Source organism: Pirellulaceae bacterium, from assembly GCA_029243025.1.
Classification (GTDB): domain Bacteria; phylum Planctomycetota; class Planctomycetia; order Pirellulales; family Pirellulaceae.
Genome location: JAQWSU010000005.1, coordinates 71,465 through 95,285, shown reverse-complemented (window position 1 = coordinate 95,285; position 23,821 = coordinate 71,465). Strand labels below are relative to the sequence as shown.

The following is a 23,821-nucleotide window of genomic DNA, read 5'->3' as shown; positions in this document are numbered from 1 at the left end:
TAGTGACAGCGACGAAGACTCCCTGACTTATTCGTTGCTCGAGCATTCCGACACGGGCGCCATTTCGCTCGATCCGCAGACAGGCGTCTTCAATTTCATTCCACAAACTGACTTTGAGGGTATCTTCCGATTTCGGTATCTCGTCAATGATGGATCGGTAGACTCGGAACCGGCGGCATCCTGGATTGCTGTGGCATCAGCGAACGGCGGCAACTTATCTCCGATCGTAGCCAATGAAAGCGAACACCTGGATGAGGATTCAGATCCAGATTTCGTTGCAGGCAATGTACTCGAAAATGACCATGATCCAGAAGAAGCTGTCCTTAGTATCAGCCATTTGGATGGTCATGCAGCTGACGTCGGAGTGACAATTTCTGGCGTCTATGGGGCGTTGATGCTAGATCAGGATGGAGATTATATCTACACCTTGGACAATGCAAATGCAATTGTTAACGAACTGGATGATGGTGAAACACTGATCGAATCGTTTGTTTATACCGTTACCGATGGTGACGTGGCGTCTACAGGGGTACTTGCAATCACCGTGCACGGTTCTAATGACGATCCGCCACGCGATGATTTGCTGGTCCGATCGGGCGACCGGCTACTTGTTGCCGTTTCCCAGGGTAACGCCTTCAGTACGCAGGATCTCGGCGCTTGGGCGGATAGTGAAGATTGGCAGGACTTCCATGCGGCGGATTTTAACGGGGATGGATTGATCGATGTCGTGGGACGCCAGAATGGAACCTGGTGGGTTGGGATTGCCGATGGCTCGACGATTCAAGCGGAGATCTGGGGGCAATGGTCGACTGCCGTTAACTGGATTGATGTGCAGTTGGCAGATGTTGACGGCGATGGAAATACCGACGTTGTTGGACGCACTGAAGCAGGTGGCAATTGGTGGGTGGCCAAATCAAATGGTACTGAATTTGTTAATCAAAAATGGGGTAGGTGGGCCGCTAATCGTGAGTGGACCGACGTCCAAGTTGCCGATGTAAACGGCGACGGTATGTCGGATTTAGTTGGTCGTTTGGTTGACGGCGGCACTTGGTGGGTCGGCAGATCTACAGGTACCGAGTTTGTGAACGAAAGTTGGGGTGTGTGGTCGACGAAAGTCTCGTGGATGGATGTTTCTGTCGCCGACGTGAATGGCGATGGAAAAGACGATGTTTTGGGACGCGCGAACGGAAAGTGGTGGGTTAGTAAGTCAACGGGCAACGCTTTTGCCAATGAGAAATGGGGCGCCTGGGCTAATCACACTTGGAACGATGTACAAGTGGGCGACTTCGATGGTGATGGACTCGCCGATCTACTCGGCAGAACAAACGGAGGTGAGTGGTGGTTAGCTCGATCGAATGGAACGAAATTCGAAAACCAGCACTGGGGTGCTTGGTCGGATTCGGTGACTTGGTTTGATGTTTCAGTTGGTGATTTCGATGGTGATGGTCGAGATGACGTCATTGGCCGCCATCGAAACCGTTGGTGGCTTGGTCGATCAACAGCTGAAGGGCTGATCAACGAAATGTGGGGGCAGTTCGCCGATGAATCTTGGATGGATTTGCAAATTGCCGACTTCAGCTATTGAGAAGAACTTGACACTCGCGCACTCTTGCTCATCTTGGTGAGCTTTCTTGTTCCTGGCGTTCATTCTACCCAGGCTTGACCAAAGGTTGCCTCCGTCGCTGCGGTAGCAATGCCATTTGCCAAACGCGAATTGCCGAATGGCAAGTCGCGAACTCTTTACTTACCTCCTTTTTCTTGTCTCGATTACCTGGCGCGTGTCGTGACGCCCCAGATTTTTCGTCTCGATTGACTCTACTCAACGGGCGGCGCATGCTGATCGACGATCCAGTAAGAAGAAGCTTTTCCTGCTTCTGTCATCGAAATCCAGGAAATCTGTGCAGAGGCTGATTTTTGTTCACTAGTCTTCGGCGCCATGAGAAAGACGCTGCATGAAAACGTTACGCCCGTCGAATTTCTTTGCAGTGATGTTGCCGGAAATCGGAAATAGTTTTCGTTGTGGCGATTGTCTGTAAAGCCGGTGATACGCGAAGAGCGTTAGGGAAAGTGACAGGTACAGCTTTTCAGGGAGCCGAATGACAATACGGGAGTCGATCCTCGTGCTGCTTGAGTCAATCTTGCAATCGTGCTGACAACGTCAACGCTACGAGTCCGCTGAGGATGATTGTTAGTAAGCGATTACTTCATTTGAGGGGGCTGTTCGGATGAAAGAGAATTTTGAAAAATAATCGGCCTGCAACAGGTTTTCGTCCGGAAGGCGGTGAGGTCAATGAAAACAAAATTCACTCGATTCGTTTACCTATTGCCGGAACCTTCACATTAGAATGTGCCACTGCGTTTAACCTCGCATCGTAGTTCGATGTGGTTTATTTTATTTAGTTTCCTCGGTGCGCGTGGTTTGGCCTTTCGTAAATCTCTGGTGTTTCTTCGCCCATTCGATTCGCTTCCACTTGTCCAAAAATTCTGCAGCCAAAAAAAGATATGAACAGCCTCCATGAAGTGCTTTCTGTGATGAGTTATCAACAACGTTCAATACGGCGACATGGAGTTCGTTCGCGAAAAAAACAGCTTCGAAATTGCTTGGTATTTGATCGTCTTGAAGAACGGATTCTGTTGACAACGGTGTCGTTAGAAGAATCCCCCGATAAATGGTCGGTCGAATTCAGCCATGCTGATGCCCGTATTCATCTCAGCGAAGTTGCCACCACGTCAGGCGATCACGTGCTTCAATATCGCATTGGCGACGGAACTTACACGACGGACTTCGATACAGGCGAAGAGGGTGATCAACAGATCGTTCTTGATCAACTCGATCGGCATCTTGATTTTGGTGTCAGCGACGATCAGGAAATTCAAATCGGCTCCTTGAATACGCGAGGTCAGAATATTTCTGTCGATGCGGAGGGGAAGATTTCCCTCGCTTCAGGTGCGGTTATTTCTACGCGCGACGTGACTGCGGGAGGTTTGGCAGCCAATGCTGATTCGCAGGGCGACTCCGGTTCAATTGTGTTTTCGACGACCGATTCCATTTTGATCGAAGGCGATCTTTTTTCTCAGGTGGAAGAGCGAAGCGCTTTTAAGTCTGGCGACATTACTTTTGAGGTCAGCGACTCGAGTCTTATCCATTCGGATTCGGATGAACTGAGCGTCGAGATTAAAGGATCGAAGATAGAGGCTGGGGAATTCGAAGTCTCCGTGGAAAATAAGTTTCGTAAATTTGCAAAACAAGTTGTTGGGGTCGACACCAATACAGTAAAAATCACCGTATCTGAATCGGATATCTCTGCGGAGTCCATTCAGCTTGAAGCCGTTGCCGAAGATGCAATCGGCTTTTTTGACGGAGAGTACAAATGGTTCGGGACCATGGTGTCGGGTGCTCTGTTTGATGGTCTTGTAGGAAAGGGGCTTGAGCACTTTTTTCACGGTCGCTTGGGTAGCTTGGTCCAGTGGCCGACCGCGTCCGTGTTTCTCCGTGAAGCTTCGTCAGCGGTCACCATTGAAGGCTCTACGCTCGATGCAGAGAATAGCATCACAATCACGAGCGAAGGTACCGTTGAGTCACAGGCAGAGGCGGTTCAAGATCGTCATTTCGGCGGTGCGTCTGGAGTTGAGATTGCTGTCGGGTACGCGCGTGCTACGAGCAAAAGTGTGACCAGACTTAAACCATTGGGTGACACGCCAACCGTACTCATCGCGGGTGGTGATATCACGATTGAGTCCGAAGGAACGGCGAAGGCACTGGCGAACGTCAGGACGATGGCTCAGTATCCGGAAAAGGAGGGAGGTGACTACGATCTGAAATCGCCGGCCTCGGTTAAGATGGTCGCCGTGGCGATCACCGATGCAGAACTTACAGTGCTCAACGATATCCAAAAAAACGTTCTGATCGAGTCAGATGGCACTGTCAAAATTGAGGCAACGGGAACTCCTCAGTCAATACCGAATGCGTCCACGAGGGCTTACGGGGATGGCATGGGAGGTGTGACGGTTGCTGTGGGGACCGACACATCGAATATCACTTCAACGGTGAATGCTCAGATTACCGCCAATCAAATCGAGAGCTCAGACGATTCAATTTCGCTTTCCAGACAACAGATTACCGCGAATACGCTGCCCTATGACTCCAGTCACGGTTGGAATCGCGGCGATGAATTGGTTTATGAAGTGGCGAGCTTCGACGGCCTCGAGCCGATCACGGGGCTTGAGCATGGGCAGCCCTACTACATCGTTGAGGTGTTGGAGGATGCCATTAAGTTAGCACATACCCGAGAGTTGGATTTGGATCTTCCTCCCGGAGATTTTAACTCTCAACAACAGATCGATGTGCTCGATCTGTTGACATTCTCTCCAGCCGAGGCGGTTCGTGGCAACCAGATTCAGATCGAGAATCATGGGCTGGAAACGGCCGAAGAAGTACAGTACCTCGCGATGGCTTCCACGAGCGAGGAGTCTCAAGAGTTTGAGCCGATCGGCGGATTGTATGATCAGCAGGCGTACTATGTTATTCGAGTTGATGCCAACACGATTGAATTGGCCACGTCTCCGGCGGATGCCATCAATGGGAATGCGATTGTGTTTACGGATCAAGGCAAGGGAGATCAGCAAGGATTGGGGTATGTTACCAAGACGATTGCCTTTGATCCTCGTTCGGCTCTCGATCCGTCTTCCAATACGCTAGCGATCGACACGGCGGGAATCGCGACCGGAACACGGCTAATCTACAACACCGATGCGTCGGTGAAACAACCGATGACAACGGTGAAGAATCATTTGTTGACACCTCCGCCGAGTTCGATCAAGTTCGATCCAACAGGGACCCTTCAGCTCAGTCAACTCGTCTTTGAACTGTCAAGTAATTTGTTGGTGGTCCCAAATCATGGGCTGGAGATGGGAGAAGCACTCATCTACCAGTTGGAGTCCGGTGCCGTTTTGCAGCCCACCAAAAGCGAGGCGTTGCATGATGGACAAACATTGTATGCCATCGTCATTGATGAAGATCGCTTCCAATTAGCGCTGACATCCGATGACGCGTCAAACGCGCAGGCCATCGTGTTTCAGCCCCCTGAATCGGGCGTGCATCATTTGCAGGCGAGCCAAAATCGCACGATTGTTTTCGATCCTACCGCTGAAGTCAGCTTAGATGTCCTTGATGCGACTCAAAACAATATTTTTTTTCCGACGCCGCATGGTCTGGTTTCAGGGCAACGTGTGACCTATCAGGCTGGCAATGGAAATGCCGAGGTTGGCGGCTTGGTTTCGGGGCGAGATTATTATGTTTCCGTGATCAATCGTTCCGGCATTCAGTTAGCGGATTCGCGAGAACGGTTAGCTGCAGGTGAGATGATTGACCTTTCGGAAGGGGCTACCGCCATATCCGGAGAACTCCACAATTTTCAGGCGTTTCAGGTCGACGCATTGGAAGATTGGATCGTCACGCCAAACCATGGGCTTGAGACAGGCCAGTCTGTGACCTACAACGCCCAAGGCGAGGATGCGATCGAGGGACTCACAGATGGCAGCCAATACTACGTTGTGCGAATTACCCCCGACATCGTTCGTTTGGCGGCCACGGTCGAAGATGCAACTGCAGCCAGTCGTGGTGATTCACCAATTCGATATTTGTCACTTGGGTCGGTTGGCAGTTCTCTTCAGCAAACGCTCGAATCCACAACGTTTGCTCGAACGTTTGATGCCGGTTTATCCCAGGCAATTGTTGATGTTGACGATAACACACTTCAGCTTGCTTACCCCTGGGTCACAGGCCAACGCGTCAATTATCAAACGAGCGGTGGAGATCCCGTCGGTGGATTGCAGGATACCTACAACTATTACGTTGTCGTTGCAGGCGAAAACTCAGTCCGCTTGGCAGACTCCGCGGAAAACGCTCAGGCGGCCGTGACCCTTGATCTTACCTCGAGAGGCAGTCTCGGCAGCGGCTTGCATTTGTTCAACCTGCTGCGCGATGAGACGATTCTTGGTGAAGCCTCACCGGCGATCGTTTTCGATCCGACGGAAGTGCCTCCCATTACCGAGTCGGATTCAACGATTCGCATTTCACAACATGGATGGGAGACAGGACATCAGCTGACTTACCTTACCGGGGACGGTACTGCCATTCCTGGACTCGTCAACGGCGATCGCTATTTCGTGATCAAGATTGATGACGATCATTTCCGTTTGGCCGCATCGGCGAATGATGCTGGATCCGGGCAGGCACTGCCATTGCAAAACGGCGCGGTGGGTGATCATCATGCATTTGAATGGCAACAGGTATTTACGGCGAACGATCCACCGATCAAAGGTTTGTTGGCAGGCCAAGCATATTTCGCGGTGGTGGATGGACCCCGGGCTCTGCGACTTGCTGAAACACAGGTCGAAGCGGAACTTGCGGCGGTGATCGACTACGACACAACAAACTTTAACGGCTCGTCACAACCGAGTTTGTCGGCAACCGATCCTGCGATTGCGGGGATTGAAATCTCGGCCGGCACCAGCACCAACAAGAATCAATCGCTTGCTGGGGCTGGGCTCGGTGGAAAACCCAATTTCAACGATTTTCTGACAAAACCAGAATTGCTCTGGAGTTCATCCGCTTGGAAAGATTCATTTACTCGTGGTCGATTCGATGGTGCAGCGAAGGGTGACGTTCCACTCGCACTGGCAGCTGCTGTGGCGTTCACGGACGTCAAACATACCATCAAATCGTCCGTCAACGGTGTGTTAGAGACGACCGGTGATATCTCGATTGAGGCCTCGCATTCCCAGAATTCGAAGGTCTTTGCCAAAGGCTCGGGTAGCGCCGGCGGCGGGAAAACCTTTGCCTTGGCGGCCGGGGTTGGCGTTGGGTTCTTTGACAACGATGTGGTGGCTGAGGTTGGAAGCCAAGCTCAGTTGGATGCATCCGGTACCATCGAAATTGAGGCGACCTTAGCGTATCCGAGGTTAAAGTATCCGACGGTCAAGGATGGTGTGGCGACCTCAGGAAATACGAATCGAAGTAATCCGGCTAATTGGCCTCCTAACATTGCGAAGTGGATCAGCCCGACGTTGGGAGTCGATAGTTATCTCAATGTTTGGTCGAACAGTGTTGTTTTTTATCCAGACAAGGTGAGTGAAAATCCAGACGGCGATAAGACGGATGCGTACGACAAACGAGCAACGACTTCGATGACAGGATCGGCTGCTTACATTGACTATAAAAACTCATCTCAGGCGATCATTCGTGATCAGGCCCGTATCAACCAAAAGGAGACACTGCGCGCTCCCGAGCAGGAAGTTGCTGTCGACGCATCGACCACGATGACCCTCATTGGTTTGTCGGGTAGCATCAAGGTAAACATCCTCAGAGGTCTGGTGAGTTGGAATTTGGGTACGGCTTTTTCCGCTTTTGGATCGAAGGCCAAGAAATTCGCGATGGGCCTTTCCGTGTTGGATGTGAAGACGGAAAACACGACTCTGGCCTTGGTAGAGCCGGCGGCCCTGATTCACACTGGTGCTGCGGGGTTGAGTGTGAAATCCGATGAAGACATCGAAACCACTCTCATTGCCGAGACCGGAAGTGAGTCGGACGGAGTTGGACTTGGGTTAAGTGGAACGCGTTCAAACCATAACAGCGTCACACTGTCGCAAGTCGATGCGGGGGTTGTTTACGAAGGTGGCGAACTGCAACTCGATTCGAACTCGCAGGTTCGACCGGTCGTGGTATCCGGAAGCTTAGTGTCGGGGGGCGGTGCCGGGATCGGTGCCAGTGGGTCTTGGACGACGCTGGATCGAAAAACAGGTAGCTTCATCGGGCTAGTTCCGGCGGATTGGGCCGAAGCTTATCAGATCGCGAGTGATTCAACTGCTTCTACCGATGACGCGGAACCCGGCCTGATCGATGCCGAAAGTATCTCCGTGGATGCGGAAAACAGCGGAGACGTCTATTCCTTTTCGGTGGTCTCGGCCATTCCGACGTTTCGAATTGCAAAGAAGCCAAAGGAGGAAAAGTTTGTCGGCATTTTCGACGCCGATGACAACTATTTGAATGCCGTACCGCTTGAAGAAGAATTGGAGGGAGGTAGCTTCGACTTATCGTTGGCTGGCGACACCGCCATTAACGCCGTGAATGACGCGACGCGGGCGCAGATTGATGCTGATGGCTTTCAAAGAATTGATGTTGAATCGACGGGTGATGAAGCACTCTCGATTCAAGCCCACAATCCAACCCATTACGTGGTCGCGTCGGGTGCGGGGGCGATCAGTAAAGGAAAACGGGATGGAACTGCCGTTGCGGTCGCCGGTTCGGTGGCCTGGAATGGTTTGAATTTGGAAACCGATGCAAAGATTACCGACTCTCAGCCATCAGCAACGCAGGTCCCGATCACGGTTGCTGGAGATATTTTAGTTTTTGCCTCCACTGGTGAACCCGAGACAGGGCACGATATTGATGACACGGAAGCCGCAATCTGGGCCGTGTCGGGCGCGTTGGGCGTTGCAATCTCAGGTGACTTCACGATTTCGATCGCATTTTCTGCTTCGATCAACGACCTAGACAGTCACACCGATGCGGTTGTTGAGTATGTGGCACTCAACGCGGGAACGACCGCAGTCCCCGATTCGGGTCAGGTCGAGATCCAAGCGGTTAGCAATCATACGATCACGGGAGACGGCGGCGGATTTGCGATTGCTTACGGCCAGGCGGCGTTGGACGAGGATCCGGAGGGTGGCGGTTCACTCTCGGTGGCTTTCGGAGGTTCCTACGCCTACAACTTGATCGACGCAACGATCGATGCGCGTGTTGGCAGCGGAACAACCGTGGATGCAAATTCATTGGATGTGTCCGCAGTCGACGGTTCATCCATCGTCAATGTCACGATTGCAGGAGCGGTTGACGCTGGCTTCAGCAAGAATGGGGCGGCCTTTACGTTTGCCGGTGCGACCAATCAGATCACTCGGAAGCTCGACGCTCGGGTTGGGCGAGAAGATGACGAAGACAATTTCGCGTCGACGATGGTGAATGTTTCCCAGGGCTTGACGGTGGCCGCGACTGATCAGGCCCAGATCAAGGCCATCGGGACGGGCCTCGCATTTGATCTGAGTCTGAGGCCCAAGGGGACATTTAGCGGATCCGTTGGGGCGAGTTGGGCAACCAATCGAATTACCGATGACAGTTCGGTGCAGGCGGTCATCGCGAATGCGGAAATCCAAGCACCGACTGCCGATGTGAAGGTTTCTGCATCGTCTCAAGCGACGGTTGAATCTTGGGCAGTCCAGGTGGGAGTCGTGCTCGCCTTCAATATGGAGGAGGGGATTTTCACCAGTGATATCAATGGCGCGATGGCCTTCAACGACGTCGGCGGAGCCGTACTCGCGGAAATTAGTGACCAAACTGTGATTCACAGTAGTGGGACCGTTGACGTGTGGGCCGAATCGAGCTCAGAGATAACCTGTGAGATTATCGATATATCGCTTTCGGTTTCTCTGAGCGTTGTGAATGTCGGGGTTGGCTTGACGTTGGCGGAAAATAATCTCACCGTTGATGTGCGGGCAGGAGTCCAACAGTCGACAATCAACACGATCGAGCAGCTGAACGTGAACGCCACATCGACGGAAACGATTGAGGCGATCGGGTCCAATGCATCCGTCGCAATCGCGATTTCCTTGAAAGGCGCATCGATCGATGTTGGTTTGATTGGCATGGTAACTCTCAATACGGTTGATGGTGCGACCCAGGCCGTGATCTCAGACAGTCGAGTTGAGTCCGAGGGGGAGGTTGCCGTTCGCAGCACGGATCATTCAACGGTCACGGCCTCTGGATATGGAGGCCAGTTGGCGTTTGCGTTCGCCTCGGGAACGGCGGTCGAGCTCAACGCATTCGTGCAATGGGCGACCAATGATGTGACCCGTGAGGTCGATGCCGGGATCGAGGCGACGAATTCAGATGCCACGGTGATTGACAGTGTTGGGAAGGTTTCTATCTCAGCAGACAAGACTGCCTTGGTTCACGCCAAGCTCTACACGATCGCCATCGATGTGTCCGCTTCTTCTGGCGCGGCCTTTGCGGTCGGAGGATCTGATACTTCGGTTGTTAATCGACTCGAAAAAACGGACGACTCGGAATACGATTCTTCCACTATTGCTAGGATTACCCGCGCTTCGGTAACCGCAAGCCAGGTTGAAGTGAAGTCGCAGTCAACGCCTCAGTTGCAAGCATGGGTTGAAACGGTCGACGCTCAAGGAGCGTTTGGAGCTGGCGGAACGCTGGCACTTGTTGCCGGTGTGTCGACAATTGACGCGACGCTCGCCGACCAGGTCGAGGCGATTGTCGAGGCCGAGGCCAACGTGGTTACCACCGCCGATGATCTCATTGTCAAGGCAGAGTTGCTCAGCAAAGAGTCAACCGAAGACGATCCTCAGCAAAGCCTTTACTTGCGGGGTGAAACGGTGAGCGCAGCCGTTTCAATTAGTGCTGATGGTGTTAGCTTTGCCGGATCGGAAGCCGGCAGTTATTTGAACTACGAATCGGCAAGTACCGTTCGTGCTCTGGTCAAAGACAGCCATGTTGACGCAAAGGGGAACATCGACCTGGACGCAAGTGACCAGACGACAGCCTTGAGTGAAACACGCGATATGTCGTTTTCGCTCAGTGTGGTATCGGTGGCCGCAGCCACGCCTGTCGCTGATGGAAAGATGAAGAACGTGGTCTCCGCAGAGATCCTGTCGACGAATCAAGCGACCGCATCGGATCCGATCGAGGTTCGTTCCGAAAGCGGTCACATTACCGTCGATTCAACATCGAAAACCTCAAGCGAGATTGCCACACTGGTGATTACCGGCCAAGTGGGTATCGGGTTTTCAACGGACATTGTGTTTGCCGAGTCGGTTGTGGCCAATCAAACTAGTGCCAACGTTCAAAACGAAGAAGGCAGTCAACTTCTCAAGGTCGAAGCCTTGCAAGGCGACCTTTCGGTTGTCGCTGTTAATGATGATCACAGTAAGAATACGGTGACTTCAGGCAACGTCAGTGTTGGACTAGCCGCATTTGATTTTGTGAAACTGACTTCGCTGCACTCGCCCACGGTCACGAGTCAGATCTCGGGGGATGCTTCCGTCGATGTGTGGAATGTGAATCTTCGAGCCATCGCCGAAGGCGAAACGACAACGGAAAGTCAGCAGGATGATTTCTCCCTAGGTTTCCCAGTCGGAGCGTTGCTTCAAAACGTGATTGCGACTCCTGTGGTCAAGGCTTCCGTTGGAGAAGTTGACGACGAAGATTCCTCGGGGGGCGATGAATCCAGTCAATGGCAGGTGAATCCCGTCACGAAGGTGAATGCGGGTGGTGATATACACATTCTGACGGAAGCGATGACGGATGCTTCCGGTACCGCACATATGATCGGTGGCAGCCTGATTGCCACCATTATGACGCCTCAGGTAACTGCCATCGTGGATCCAATCACCGAAGTGGTGCTTGGGGAGGATGCAAAGTTGACGGCCGGTGGCGTGATTGCCGTCGATGTGCATGCGGGAGTCGATGAGAATGCCCATCCGGGCAACTTTAACGCGGCTTTGGGTGTTGATCCAGAAGCAGACACGATTACCTTCGACCTTCCGCAAGGACATCAAACGGGCGACGTGCTGCGGTATGAAAACTTTAAGGATGATGGCAAGACCACCAGCAGCCAGGTCGCGCCCGTGGCGGGATTGGAGGTGGGGCGAGAATATCGAACCATTGGACTCGATGAAACGATGGTTCAGCTGGGGGAAGTGGTTGATAGTTCGATCAATACGGTTGACCTGAAAACGGATACCCTGACGTTTAGTGAGAACAATCTATTCAACGGTCCTTTTCAGGACTGGCTGCCCGAACAGTGGGATGTAATTGTTTATCGACAGCATGGTCCTGAGCCGATCGGAGGCTTGGTCGATGGTGGGAAATATTGGGTCAATCAACAAACGGATAATACGTTGCGGCTGTATGAATACAGTGAAGATGCGGCTGGCAATCCCCTTTATCCTATTGCCCCTCACGCGGTGGACGGCCAAATCATCGCGAACAATCAATTTCACATTTCCGGTCATGGTTTTCAAACAGGACAAGCAGTGTCCTATCTGGCACCCGACCGCGTGGGTTTTTCCGTCGATTATGTAAATGCCGACGTGTCGCCTGATCCTGATACGGGAGAGCCTTTGCTGACGGAAGAGGATTCCAACATCAGCAGCACGATCTATTTGGGTGACGACATCTCGCGATTTAGCGATGGTCAGCTGGTTGAATACCGTGTTGAGGCAACAAGCGACCAATGGTTTTGGGTTACCGGAAATGAAGCGGACCCTCACTCAGATCCACTCTTGGGGGAACAATTCTGGCAGGGCACGGTCGGAGGATCCGCAGTCGGAGACGTTTATACAAATTGGTCAGCCAACGAACCGAATAACTCAGGCGGCGTTGAGGTGGCGACGGTGATGGGTTCCAACGGCGAATGGAATGACATTCAGCTCGATAGCTCACAAACACATTATCTGTTGGGGCAGCCTCAGTTTGTGCTGATGCGAAATTTTGGGGAGATGAGTCACGCTAGCGCCGCGGTTGTCGCGGCGTCCAAAGGGGGATGGTTGCCCTCCATTCAGACCGAGGATGAGTACGATGCGGCCGTCAAAGCCGCTGCAGGAAACGCAGTCTGGCTGGGTGGGTCGGATTGGGATCTCGAAGACGCCTGGCATTGGAGCACGGGGGCACTTGATCCGAACAATGGCGACTATTTTTGGCAAGGTTCTTCCGATGGATACGTTCCCAACGGAACGGATTTTGCCCTCTGGGCCAATGGCGAACCGAATGATCAAGGTCGGCACACAAAACACCACAATCGAGAACAACTACTTGAAATGAACTCGGCTGGGGAATGGAATGACTTGGATGATTCGCACCGTCGATACGCTCTCGTTGAGTTTCCAGCCTACAAGTTGATACCTTTTACGGGTACGTTTTCCGAGGCAAGGCTTGATGCGATTGAACGTGGGGGCTGGATTGCCAGAATCCCAGACCAGGATTCGAACGAACTTGCTCAGGATTTGTTGGTCTCTGAAAACGTGAGTTCTGCGTGGATTGGCGGCACACGCGATCAGGCGATTACTGGATTGAAGAGCGGCGATCGATATTTCGTCGAATTTGTTCAGAATGACAGCGATCATCCCAATAGCGTTCGGCTCAACGAAGTTACCGATGCAGGAACTCCGGGAGCTGAGATATCGCTGGATCGAAACGGCAAAGTCGAAACGATCACCCACTCCCTCGTCCCTGTTGAACAGCTGCCTGTCGAAGGTCTCGAACCCGATGTGACCTATTATGTCGTCACCGATGGTCCCGATCACTTCGGTCTCGCTGCTTCGCCTCAAGACGCTCAAACGGGTAATCATTTAGAAATCAGTCCAATCGACGTCGACTCGCAATCGTTGCTTCAAACGACGAAGGGATTCTTGAGTCAAGTCGGTACCACGAGTGCCGATATGACTTCGATTGGCGAGGGCGATCAGAAGCTCGTGGTCGACATCATTGCTGCAGGGCCGCTGAACGTGCAAAGCCTGCAATTGGTGCGCGCAGCTTCCAAACCTCAGAACGACGGTACGGGAACCGCCAGCAGTTCCGTGAGCACCGCCGGGGGCTCGGTGATCGATGTGACAGGTGACCCCAAAGGCTACAGCAACTCCTTTGCTTCAGCCGGTTTGAAAGTTGCACCCGGGGCTGAACTGAGAGGCAATGAGGTCGAGCTGGTCGCTCTCTCGGCAGGGAATGTTTACTCTCACGTCAATAGTCACACGGGGGCAGCTGCTTCCGACTCTCGATCACTCGCAAAATCCTCGATCGATTCAACCAGCCTGATTCAGATTGAAGGACTGATCCACGCGAATCGAACCGTCAAAATCGTTTCGGAAAACAGCGACAACGGTAAAGCGAGTGCCACCACGCAAGGAGGCGGTATCGTCTCAACGCAGGTTTCCAATGCCGATATTTCCGGCAAGTACCAGAACCTTTTGCATTTGCTCTCGAATGCTCGAATTACGGCGGGTGACGCGATTGATTTGACGGCTTCCACTACTTTCGATGGAAAGCTGACGTCTGACACCGAATCGAACGGTGTCTTCGGTAATTCCAAAGCCAACGAGACCGATGGGATGAGCTTTGCGATCGCCGACAGTTCGGATCGACGAAACGCGACAAAAATCCGCATTGATGACGCGATGCTGATCGCTGACAACATTTCCATCATCTCTCAGCTCAGCGGAGTCGACACGGGCCAGTCGTATGCTCATGCGACTGGTAAGGGAATGCAGAACAAACAGCGAGCGATTGGCCAAGTCGATATTCAAAGTGACATCAACGTGGAAATCGGTGGATCGGCTCTGCTCGTGGCTGAAGCCCTCGACATCGATGCAACGGTTGAACTTTTGGATGTTGACATCGAAGGTTATACCTACCGTGGCCGTATCTCCTCGGAAGCGCTGGCAAACCTCAACTATGACACGGATGTGAAGGTGAGTGCTGAAAAGGGTGCGATCATCCATGCGGACGTGATCTGGGTAGATGCTCACCAGGATGTCGATCAAGCCAATAATCTCAAGTACCACGCCTTTAACCATCGTGGCTCAAATTCGACGGAAAGGGAGGATATCACCGGCGATCAATCCATTGATTGGAATGCAACCGTGCTCGGCAAGGCCAAGGCGAATCTCGAAGTCGACTCGCAAGGAAAAGTCGTTGAAATTGAAGGCGTCGTCTTGAACGGCGGCAACTTGCAAGTGGGCGACGTTGTCCCCGTCGATCAGCCCATATTCGTCACGGACGTACCGTTCGATTTCCAGGAACAGTTGACAATGTTTACCGCACGGCCTTCGGATACGTCGCTGAGCGGGGATTCGGCCGTTACCGGCGACGCGCTCTTCTATGCCGTTTTCTTTGCCGATCTAGAAAATGAATCGAACCGTGATCTCGTGATTCGCGACGTGGACCTCGATGCAGCCATTGATGATCGGGTTGAAACAAAAATCTTCTGGCAAGGCGGCAGTAACGGTCTCCCGGTCAATGGCGCTTATGCGAATTGGCTGTTTGGCGAACCAACGGATGCCAACGGAAGCGAGGATTACGTCATTCTCCGCGCACAAGATGGCAAGTGGGTCGACAGCGTAGGCACGAACCAACATAAGTACATTCTGGCTTCCGACAGCGGCTACGAATTATCTGCCACGACTTTCACCTTCGATGAGGCGGTCGCGGATGCCCGGTCAAAAGGCGGCACGGTTGCGGCAGTGACATCCGCGTCTGAAAATTCTCTCATCTGGGGACTGGCCAAAGGGAATGATGTTTGGCTCAATGGCTCGGACGCACAGCAGGAAGGAATCTGGACTCGTCCGGAACGTCCGAGCGTGGTGGTGGTGGATGCAGCAACCAATTCTTTGAATGCTCGACATTCATTAAACCCCGGTGAATCAGTGCCGGGAGCCTTCCACGCTCGCAACCTCTTTCCCGGTGACGAGCAATCAACAGCCGATATCCTGCTCGCCGGCGACATTCACAATCCCAATGGTCGGATTGATATCAGTAGCCAGTCGGGAAACATTCTGACGGCGTCTGAACAGCTGGTATGGTCGGGCAACATGGATGGAACGGCCGCCAACGGTGCCTACACCAATTGGAATCCGGGTGAGCCGAATGATTTTGGGGGAATTGAAGATCATGCTGTCATGTACGGCAACGGGAAATGGAACGACATTCGAGGTGACAACAAATATCGGTATGTGCTTGAAACAGAATCCGGCTACCAATTGATCAACCAAGAATTGACCTTTGATGCGGCCAAAGCGGATGCGGCTTCGCGGGGTGGTCGGGTCGCTTGGCCGACCACCCAGGCAGAGAACGATGCGATCTCATCTCTGGCCGGTGATTCGGTCGTTTGGATTGACGGCTCTGATTCCCTGATGGAAGGCACGTGGCTGAGACCTCGTAGAGACGAACTACGGTTGAATGGTCGAAACCTGCAATTGGAAGCCGCTCAGGGGGATATCGCAGGTGATTTACTGATCGTGGTTTCTGAATCGACCAGGCCCACCGATCCGACGGTGACCAATGGTGATTTTGAAACGAGCGCGGGTAGTTTTACTGTCTGGCCTGGCTACACCGGAGGAGGAAATCCGGGCGATATCAGTGGGTGGACGGGCAGTGGGGGACACGGAATTAATCCTATTGCCGATGGTAATGCGCCGTTCCGCGACAACGGTGGTAACAGCACGCACGTGGCTTTCTTGCAAGCGACCAGCTATCTCGAACAAACAGTGCGTGGTTTTAAATCCGGCAAGATTTATAGTCTGGGGATTGATTTCAATTCTCGAAACTGTTGTGGCGATTTTCCGATTGGGAATGTGTACGCGAATGGTGTCTTAATTGGCGACCTTTCGGGTAGCTCGACCGGAGCCGCTCAGGTGCAACCGGTGGGCGGAAGTGAACCCTGGTATCATGCCGATCTGCTCTTTCGGGCTGACTCCCGAGAAGTCACGATTCGTATTGAAGCCATACCGAGTGCGGGCGGTGACGCAACGCTGGTTATCGATAATGTTGCCGTGTCCGCAACGACGTTGGGTAGCTCGACCGACGCCATCTTATCCGTCGTGAGCGGAGGCCACGTGTCACTTGATATCAGTGGTGAGCCTGATTCAGGTGGGCGATTTCGTGGTATCGAGCGACTGGAGGGCGAAACGATTGATGTTGGTTTGCGTCGCTGGAACGATACTCTCGAAACGATCGGCACGCCTCCGGATCCGTCGGATGATCTCGCGACTCACTATTTCATCAGTGGGTTCAATTCGGAAAGTCAATTTGCGGCCAATCATCAAGAAATCTATGCCAATGGCGACATTCTAGTGCACGGTCTTCGCTCAGATGGCACCACGCTTCAGGCCGAAGATGAAGCTCGATTGCTGAGCATTGACGCGAATGCAACCATTGCGGGGGACTCCGGGCAACTGTCCGTTTATACGAATGGCCCGATCAAGATCCGTGACGGTGTGGATCATACTTGGCAGTTAGTTCAAGTCTCCACGCCAAAGGTGACCAATGGTAACTTTGAAGCAAGTTCGGCGAGTTTTACCGAATGGCCCGGCTACACGGGAGGTGGAAATCCAAGTGATATCAGTGGGTGGATGGGAAGCGGTGGCCACGGCCTCAATCCCATCTCCGATGGCAACGTACCTTTCCGCGATAACGGTAGCAACAGTACCCATGTTGCCTTTCTACAGGGCAGCAGCTACCTCGAGCAATCAGTCAGCGATTTCGAAGTGGGCACACTTTATCAATTGGGTATTGATTTCAATTCTCGCAATTGCTGTGGAGATTTTCCCGTTGCCAAGGTTTACGCCAACGGCGCCTTGATTGGAAATCTTTCCAGCAGCACAAGCGGTACTGCAAGCGTGCAACCTGTCGGCGGTAGTGAACCCTGGTACCATTCGGATCTTGTTTTTCGAGCTGATGCGGAAGAAGTCACAATTCGCATCGAATCCATGCCGAGTGCAGGCGGCGATTCAACGCTTGTCATTGATAACGTTGCGGTTTCCGTGACGATGTTTACCTTTGCTCAAGCGATGGCAGAAGCGGCTGTGAATGACGCGTGGCTGGCAACCATTCGAAATGCGAATGAGGAATATCTCGTCAATGAGGCGATGGATGGGCGTGCCGCCTGGTATGGGGGCACCGATGTACGCCAGGAAGGATCGTGGGCTTGGTTGACAGGAGAGATTTTCCGCACGCCGTTTTATCTCGGAAACTATCAAACCGGATCGCCCATTGACGGTCGGTTCGAGCAATGGAAACACGCTTCGTTGTCGACAGCCACTGATGAGGCGGACTCGGAAGGGCAAGTTGAGCCTGACGATCGACAAAGCAATGAAGATTTCCTTGCGATGGATGACGATGGAAATTGGATTGATGAAAATGGCGAACAACTTCACGCCTATGTCCTAGAGACGGAAAATGATTTGCAATTTGTCGCGAGCGAAGTCTCGTTCGCCGACGCCTGGCTAGACGCCTATCAACGGGGCGGCTGGATTGCCGCAGCCGATACCGTCCAACGGAATCAAGAGATTCAAAAGTTAGCCGCCGGTCAATCCATTTGGTTGGGAGCGACGGATGCGAAAAGCGAGGGATTGTGGGAATGGTTAACGCCGTTTTATGCGGACTCAAACTTCTGGAAGGGGGGAAGCGACGGGAAACCGGTCGACAACGCCTATTCCAATTGGAACAACGGTGAACCCAATAATGTGGCTGATCGTGAGGATTTCTTACAACGTCTTTCTAATGGTTTGTGGAATGATCTTCCTGCCGATAACTGGGGTACTCCGCTACCGTATCTCGTTGTCGAAACCCATGTCCGCAGCAGCAGCCCTGAAACAAGAATTGGAGACATCGTTTCGACCCACGGTGATATCGAGTTGGATGCAGCAGGAGATACCTACCTGAGTGGTCAGATTGAAACACGCGAAAACGGTACCTTTACGTGGTACGGTGCGGGGCAATTGTTGGACGCCAACCCTGGGGAAGAACAGCAGCCGCGGGTTAAGACTCGGCTGTTGCAGCTTGGTTCGATGGGAGGATTAGGACAGATCGAGCAACCCCTGCCGATCGCTGTTCAGAAACTGCGAAGCAAGATTGAAAACCAGCCGATCCATTCGCTTTATGCGGCTAATTCAGGTGCACCTTTGAGCCTTGGTGATCTCGTCGTCTTCGAAGGCAATCTGCATGTTGTTACGGATCAAAGCTTGGTGGTGGATGCGCCTATCGCCGTGGAAGGCGGTGGTAACCTTACGCTGGTATCGAATGGTTTGGGCCAGGATCCGTCTACGGGAGTTTCGCTGGAATATTTTCGATCCGAAACGGATTTGACGTATACGAATTGGGCGAGCGGTGAACCCAATGGCTGCTGCGGTGGCGCGGATTATGTACAGATGTACGCCAATGGAACCTGGGATGATACTGACGGGACCGATGTCAAAGGAGGTTACATCCTCGAAGTCAATGGTGATTATTCCTTCGTGGGCGGCAGCTTTACTTGGGCTCAAGCAGCCGTCGACGCTCGCACGAAGAACGGGCAGTTGGCGACGATTCAAAACGAAGCCGAGCAACTTTTGGCAGCCAAGCATACCGGAGGAACGAGCGTTTGGATTGGGGCCACCAAGCCTGCACATGCTGACGATTGGAAATGGGTGGTCGAGGACGGATATCAAAACTGGAATCTGTCACAGCCTGACAATTGGCAGGGGACAGAACACTTCGCCCATCTGCGTACCGATGGAGTCTGGAATGATCTCCCTGGTGATTATCGACTGGATGCTTATCTACTCGAAAATGAGCAAGGTTTTCGTTTGGTTTCGGGTGATTTCAACTGGTTTCAGGCCTACCGTGATGCACTAGCAAACGGCGGTCAGCTGGCGACGATTCGAAATCAAACGGAGCAGGCCCAGGCTGAAACAGCAGCTGGGGGGATCAGCGCCTGGATCGGTGCTACGGATATCGATGATCCTGGCAACTGGAAATGGGTCGGCCAGGAAAGCCTCGTCATTAAACAGCCGGTGATCACCCGCGGAGGCAACGGAAACATCAACCTACTGGGTAGCTCAGGGATTGTGCTGAAAAACAACGATGAAGTCATGCGGTTTGAAAAACCCTTCTGGCCGGACTCAGGCGGATATTCGAATTGGCAGTTAGGTGAGCCAAACAATTGTTGCGGAGGCCAAAACTACGTACAGATGTACTCCTGGGGTAAATGGGATGATGCGGGAGGGAGCACCGTACTCGATGGCTACCTCCTTGAAGTCGAAGGTGAATTCTTGTTTGTAGACGGTAGCTTCGACTGGTGGGCGGCAGCTCATGATGCCCAATCTCGCGGCGGTCACTTGGCGGTGATCGAAAGCGAAGAGGAACAGGCGCGAGCTGCTCAACATACCAATGGCAAGAACGTCTGGATTGGAGCTACAGATGAAGGTCATGAAGGTAAATGGACTTGGGTTGTTCCGAAGAATTTTGAAAACTGGGCTGTCGGTGAACCCAACAACGGTAGCGATATGCAGGATCATCTGCATATGTATGCGAATGGCGAGTGGGATGATGTGCTTGGTTCGGATCCGCGTAGTTATTTGTTGGAAACTGACGGTGATTTCCAACTGGTGCAGGGAAGTTTTACTTGGAGTGAAGCTGATGCGGACGCTCGTTCTCGTGGCGGTCATTTGGCCACGATTCTTAGCCATGACGAACAGGTTGCTGCCCAGGTCGCTGCCAAGGGGGTTGACGTCTGGTTAGGAGCGAATGATGCAACGCAAGAAGGGATCTGGAAATGGATTGACGTTTCCGTCGCTGAGCCGAACACACTCGTGTCGAGTAGCGGAAACGGCCAGATCGTCTTGGCAGCCGGAACCCAATTTAAACAGGGACGGCTGCAAGAGGGCGACGCTGCCGCTGAGATTTTAATGGAACCAGGTAGTCGCATTGCCAATGAATTTGGGAATGTCATCCTGATGGCCGCCAGCGATTTGTTCCTCAGTCAAATCAGTACGAACGCCCATCCAGACGGAAACGAAGGAGCCGTCTTAGTGGTGGCTGATTACGATGGGGTTACCGGGCAACGAGCTGACGGTGAAGGGACGATTCGTGGTGTCGGGATGGCAACTCATGTGATCGCTGATCGGGTGGTGTTTGTCGCGGAGGGTCGGCATGATTTACAAGGTTGGGGAATCGGGCGCGAGGTTGATCCCCTTCGCACACAAGTCTCCCGATTGGCGGCGCTTACGGACTTTGGCGATGTGGCTATCGAAAATGTCGGTGATTTGCAGATTGGTCGAATCGATATCCCAATGAAGGGTGTTTTGAAAGATGCCTTCGACGCTCGCAGCGTTGTGCCGATGAAGACGATTCCCGAACGGATTAGTGAACTGGATCAGGATCAGGAAGCTCCCGAATACAATAACTCGGATGGCGTCTTTAGTATCTCTGGATTAGCGATCCTGAACGCGGGTGGAATTCTCGATGACCGCTACCATCTCTCCGTAAACTCCGGGCAAAGTTTAACCGTGCTTCCTGACACGCCAGTAATCAATCTTTCTGCAGGACCCGTGCTCCTTTCAGCGCTAAGCGATGAAGCACCTTCCGCCGTGTTCGAAGTTGTCAAAGGGAACTTTACCTGGGATCAGGCACGCGGAAATGCGACCGATCGTGATGGCTGGATGGCGAATTTGACAACTCAGGAGGCCGCCGATTTCGTTGCCGCTTTGGGCGATCAAAATGTCTGGATTGGAGCCTCGGATGTTGGAAGTGAGGGGCAATGGTATTGGGTCGATGAACGCGATGGTCAAAGTCGAAAAGCCTCGCTTGATAACTTTGATTTTACGAATTGGGATTCGAGTGGACCTAATAATGCCGGGACCGGTGAGCACTACGCTTACTTAATCGGCAGCACGCAGAAGTGGGATGATTTGAACGGAACTCAAAGCATGAGTTACCTGCTGGAGCGGCCGCCGACCACCAACTTGGAGATTCATTCTCCGATCTTTACGGCGGGGGGCACGAATGAAATCTATTTGTTCGAAGGCTATCAATCATTGCCGATTGCGATTCCGATCCCTACGGAAACTTGTCAGATCTATCATCGACTCGATGCCCAAGGCGATTTCGTCGAGGGGGCGGATTTGCAGTTCTCCGTTTCCCAGTGCGCTCAGGATCTAGCCTTCGCAGCGACTGACGCAACTCAGCCTTGGCATGCGTTACGGGGCCTCGAGGGCGAGGGGCGTGATCAACCACAACGCTTCTACTTTTCACTTGATGAGGCACAGCGCGACGCCGCGACCTATGATGACGGAACACTGCTCGGCAAGGCCTCGCTTCTTATCGACAACGGCGGTCTACAAACGGTCTACGTCCGAGTTCTCGATGGTGATGGAGCCTACACCGATTATCAGCGAACATTTGAGGTTGGTGATCAGCCAGCCAAAGATTTGATCGTGGAGCAGATTAGCGAGCTGGCGCCAGCTAATTTGCCGGTCGAATTGTCCGGAGGCTTTGTTGATCGAGGTGGCAATGACGCTCATGTGGCGGTTATCGAATGGGGGGACGATTCTCCCGCCACGGTGGTGTCGCTTGAGCCTGCCGAGCAGGCGTTCTCCAGTTCTCATACCTATTCTCAAGCGGGCCATTACTCGACTACGGTCACGTTGGTGAATTCGTTGACCGGCCAATCGATCGCTTCTTCGACCGTTCAGTATGTTAATGGCGTTTCCTTGCATGGGAATGAACTCCAGATTGTGGGTACTCTTGGTGATGATCTTGTTGTCGTTGAGCAACAGGATCAACAGTTGGTGGTTCATGCGGAATTTTCCGGGAACGCAGCTAACGATTCAGCCAATTCCCAAGTCGATCTGTTACGGGAAATGTTTTTCAATGCGGAGGTTGCATCGTTAACGGTGATGTTGAGCGATGGAATCGATCGACTATTTGTCGCTGCGAATGTTGAGCAACTGATTGAGGCAAATGGCGGCGCCGATGACGACTATCTGTCCGCTGGCGGCGGGGCCGTAAACTTTATCGGCGGTGAAGGCGACGATTTTCTCCAGGGAAGCCCCAGGGATGATTCGCTCCGGGGAGGGCCCGGTCAAGATTGGATCGTTGCGAAAGAAGGAAATGACTATCTGGACGGAGGTCCGGACGTCGACCGGATGTTTGCCGGCTTGGGGCAAGATCAGATCATTTCAGGAGGTGAGCCTGACTTTGTCTCTGGTGGTGATGACCCTGGGATGGATCAACTCGTCTTAAACGCAGATGCCGGTATCGTGGATCTGACCAACGTAGCAGGGCCCGTGTTGGAGTCCATTGAATCGATCAATCTGCGTGGTGTCGACGGAGCGAAATTGAAGCTTGATGTTCCCTCAGTACTCGTGAGTACGGATTCGAAAAATCACCTACTCCTGACGATTGACGATTATTCCACAGTAGAACTCGATTCGGATTGGAAGCTGGCAGGCTTTTCCACGACCGATGGAATCTATCGTCGCAAGTACCAGACTGACTCTGCGGTCGTCGAGATGATGGGCCCCATCGAATGGCACAACCCTGCCGATGCTTTAGATGTATCGGGTGACGGTGTGGTCACCCCGCTTGATGCGCTTTTTATTGTCAATGAATTAAACAGTCGACGCTTTACGCTTCCGACGGGCGAATTACTGTTTGGCGGAATCGATCATGCCTTGAGTGAATTGGAAGTCAGGCATTTCGGCTTCTTGGACGTAACCGATGACAATCATGTCGTGCCGCTGGATGTGTTACTCGTCTTGAATAAATTAAATTCGCGATCACTTGTATCCAATGGAGAAGGGGAAGCGGATGGGAATGCTTTTGCAGCGAAGCAGCGAATTTCCATCTTGTCGGATGATTCAGTCCGACAGCCCTTGAACAACGCGTCGGAAGCTAGAGGGATTGAGTCGATCAATTTCCAGACCCGATCCAGCCATTCGCAAAATGCGGTCGCTGAATCGGTCCTGACTCGCTTTGACAGGATTTTTGATGATCTGCCCTCACATCAAGGCGAACTGGATGACTTGTTTGCCGATCCCGAGCAATTGGCCAGTGCTTTAAAAACGGACTCGTTGGATGCATTGGAGGATCCGCTGCATTCTTTTGGTAGTTGATCTTGGCAACGTACGAGCCGTTGCGACGAAGTGGCAGCTGATTCGAAAGAGGCAGCAAACGCTATTGCTTGCGGGGGCCGGCTGGACTCACAGGCTGTTGCGTTTT

At 52.7% G+C, this 23,821-nt stretch carries 2 protein-coding genes; both read left to right on the top strand.

Going from position 1 to position 23,821, the window contains the following annotated elements; genetic code table 11:
• The coding region (locus P8N76_02020) for an FG-GAP-like repeat-containing protein (protein ID MDG2380425.1) at positions 1-1,585 on the top strand (1,585 nt) is incomplete at its 5' end.
• 947 nt (positions 1,586-2,532) lie between these two features.
• Positions 2,533-23,715: a lectin-like protein gene (locus P8N76_02015; protein ID MDG2380424.1), complete on the top strand. Its 21,183-nt coding sequence runs from the start codon at positions 2,533-2,535 to the stop codon at positions 23,713-23,715.
• The last annotated feature ends 106 nt before the right edge of the window (positions 23,716-23,821 follow it).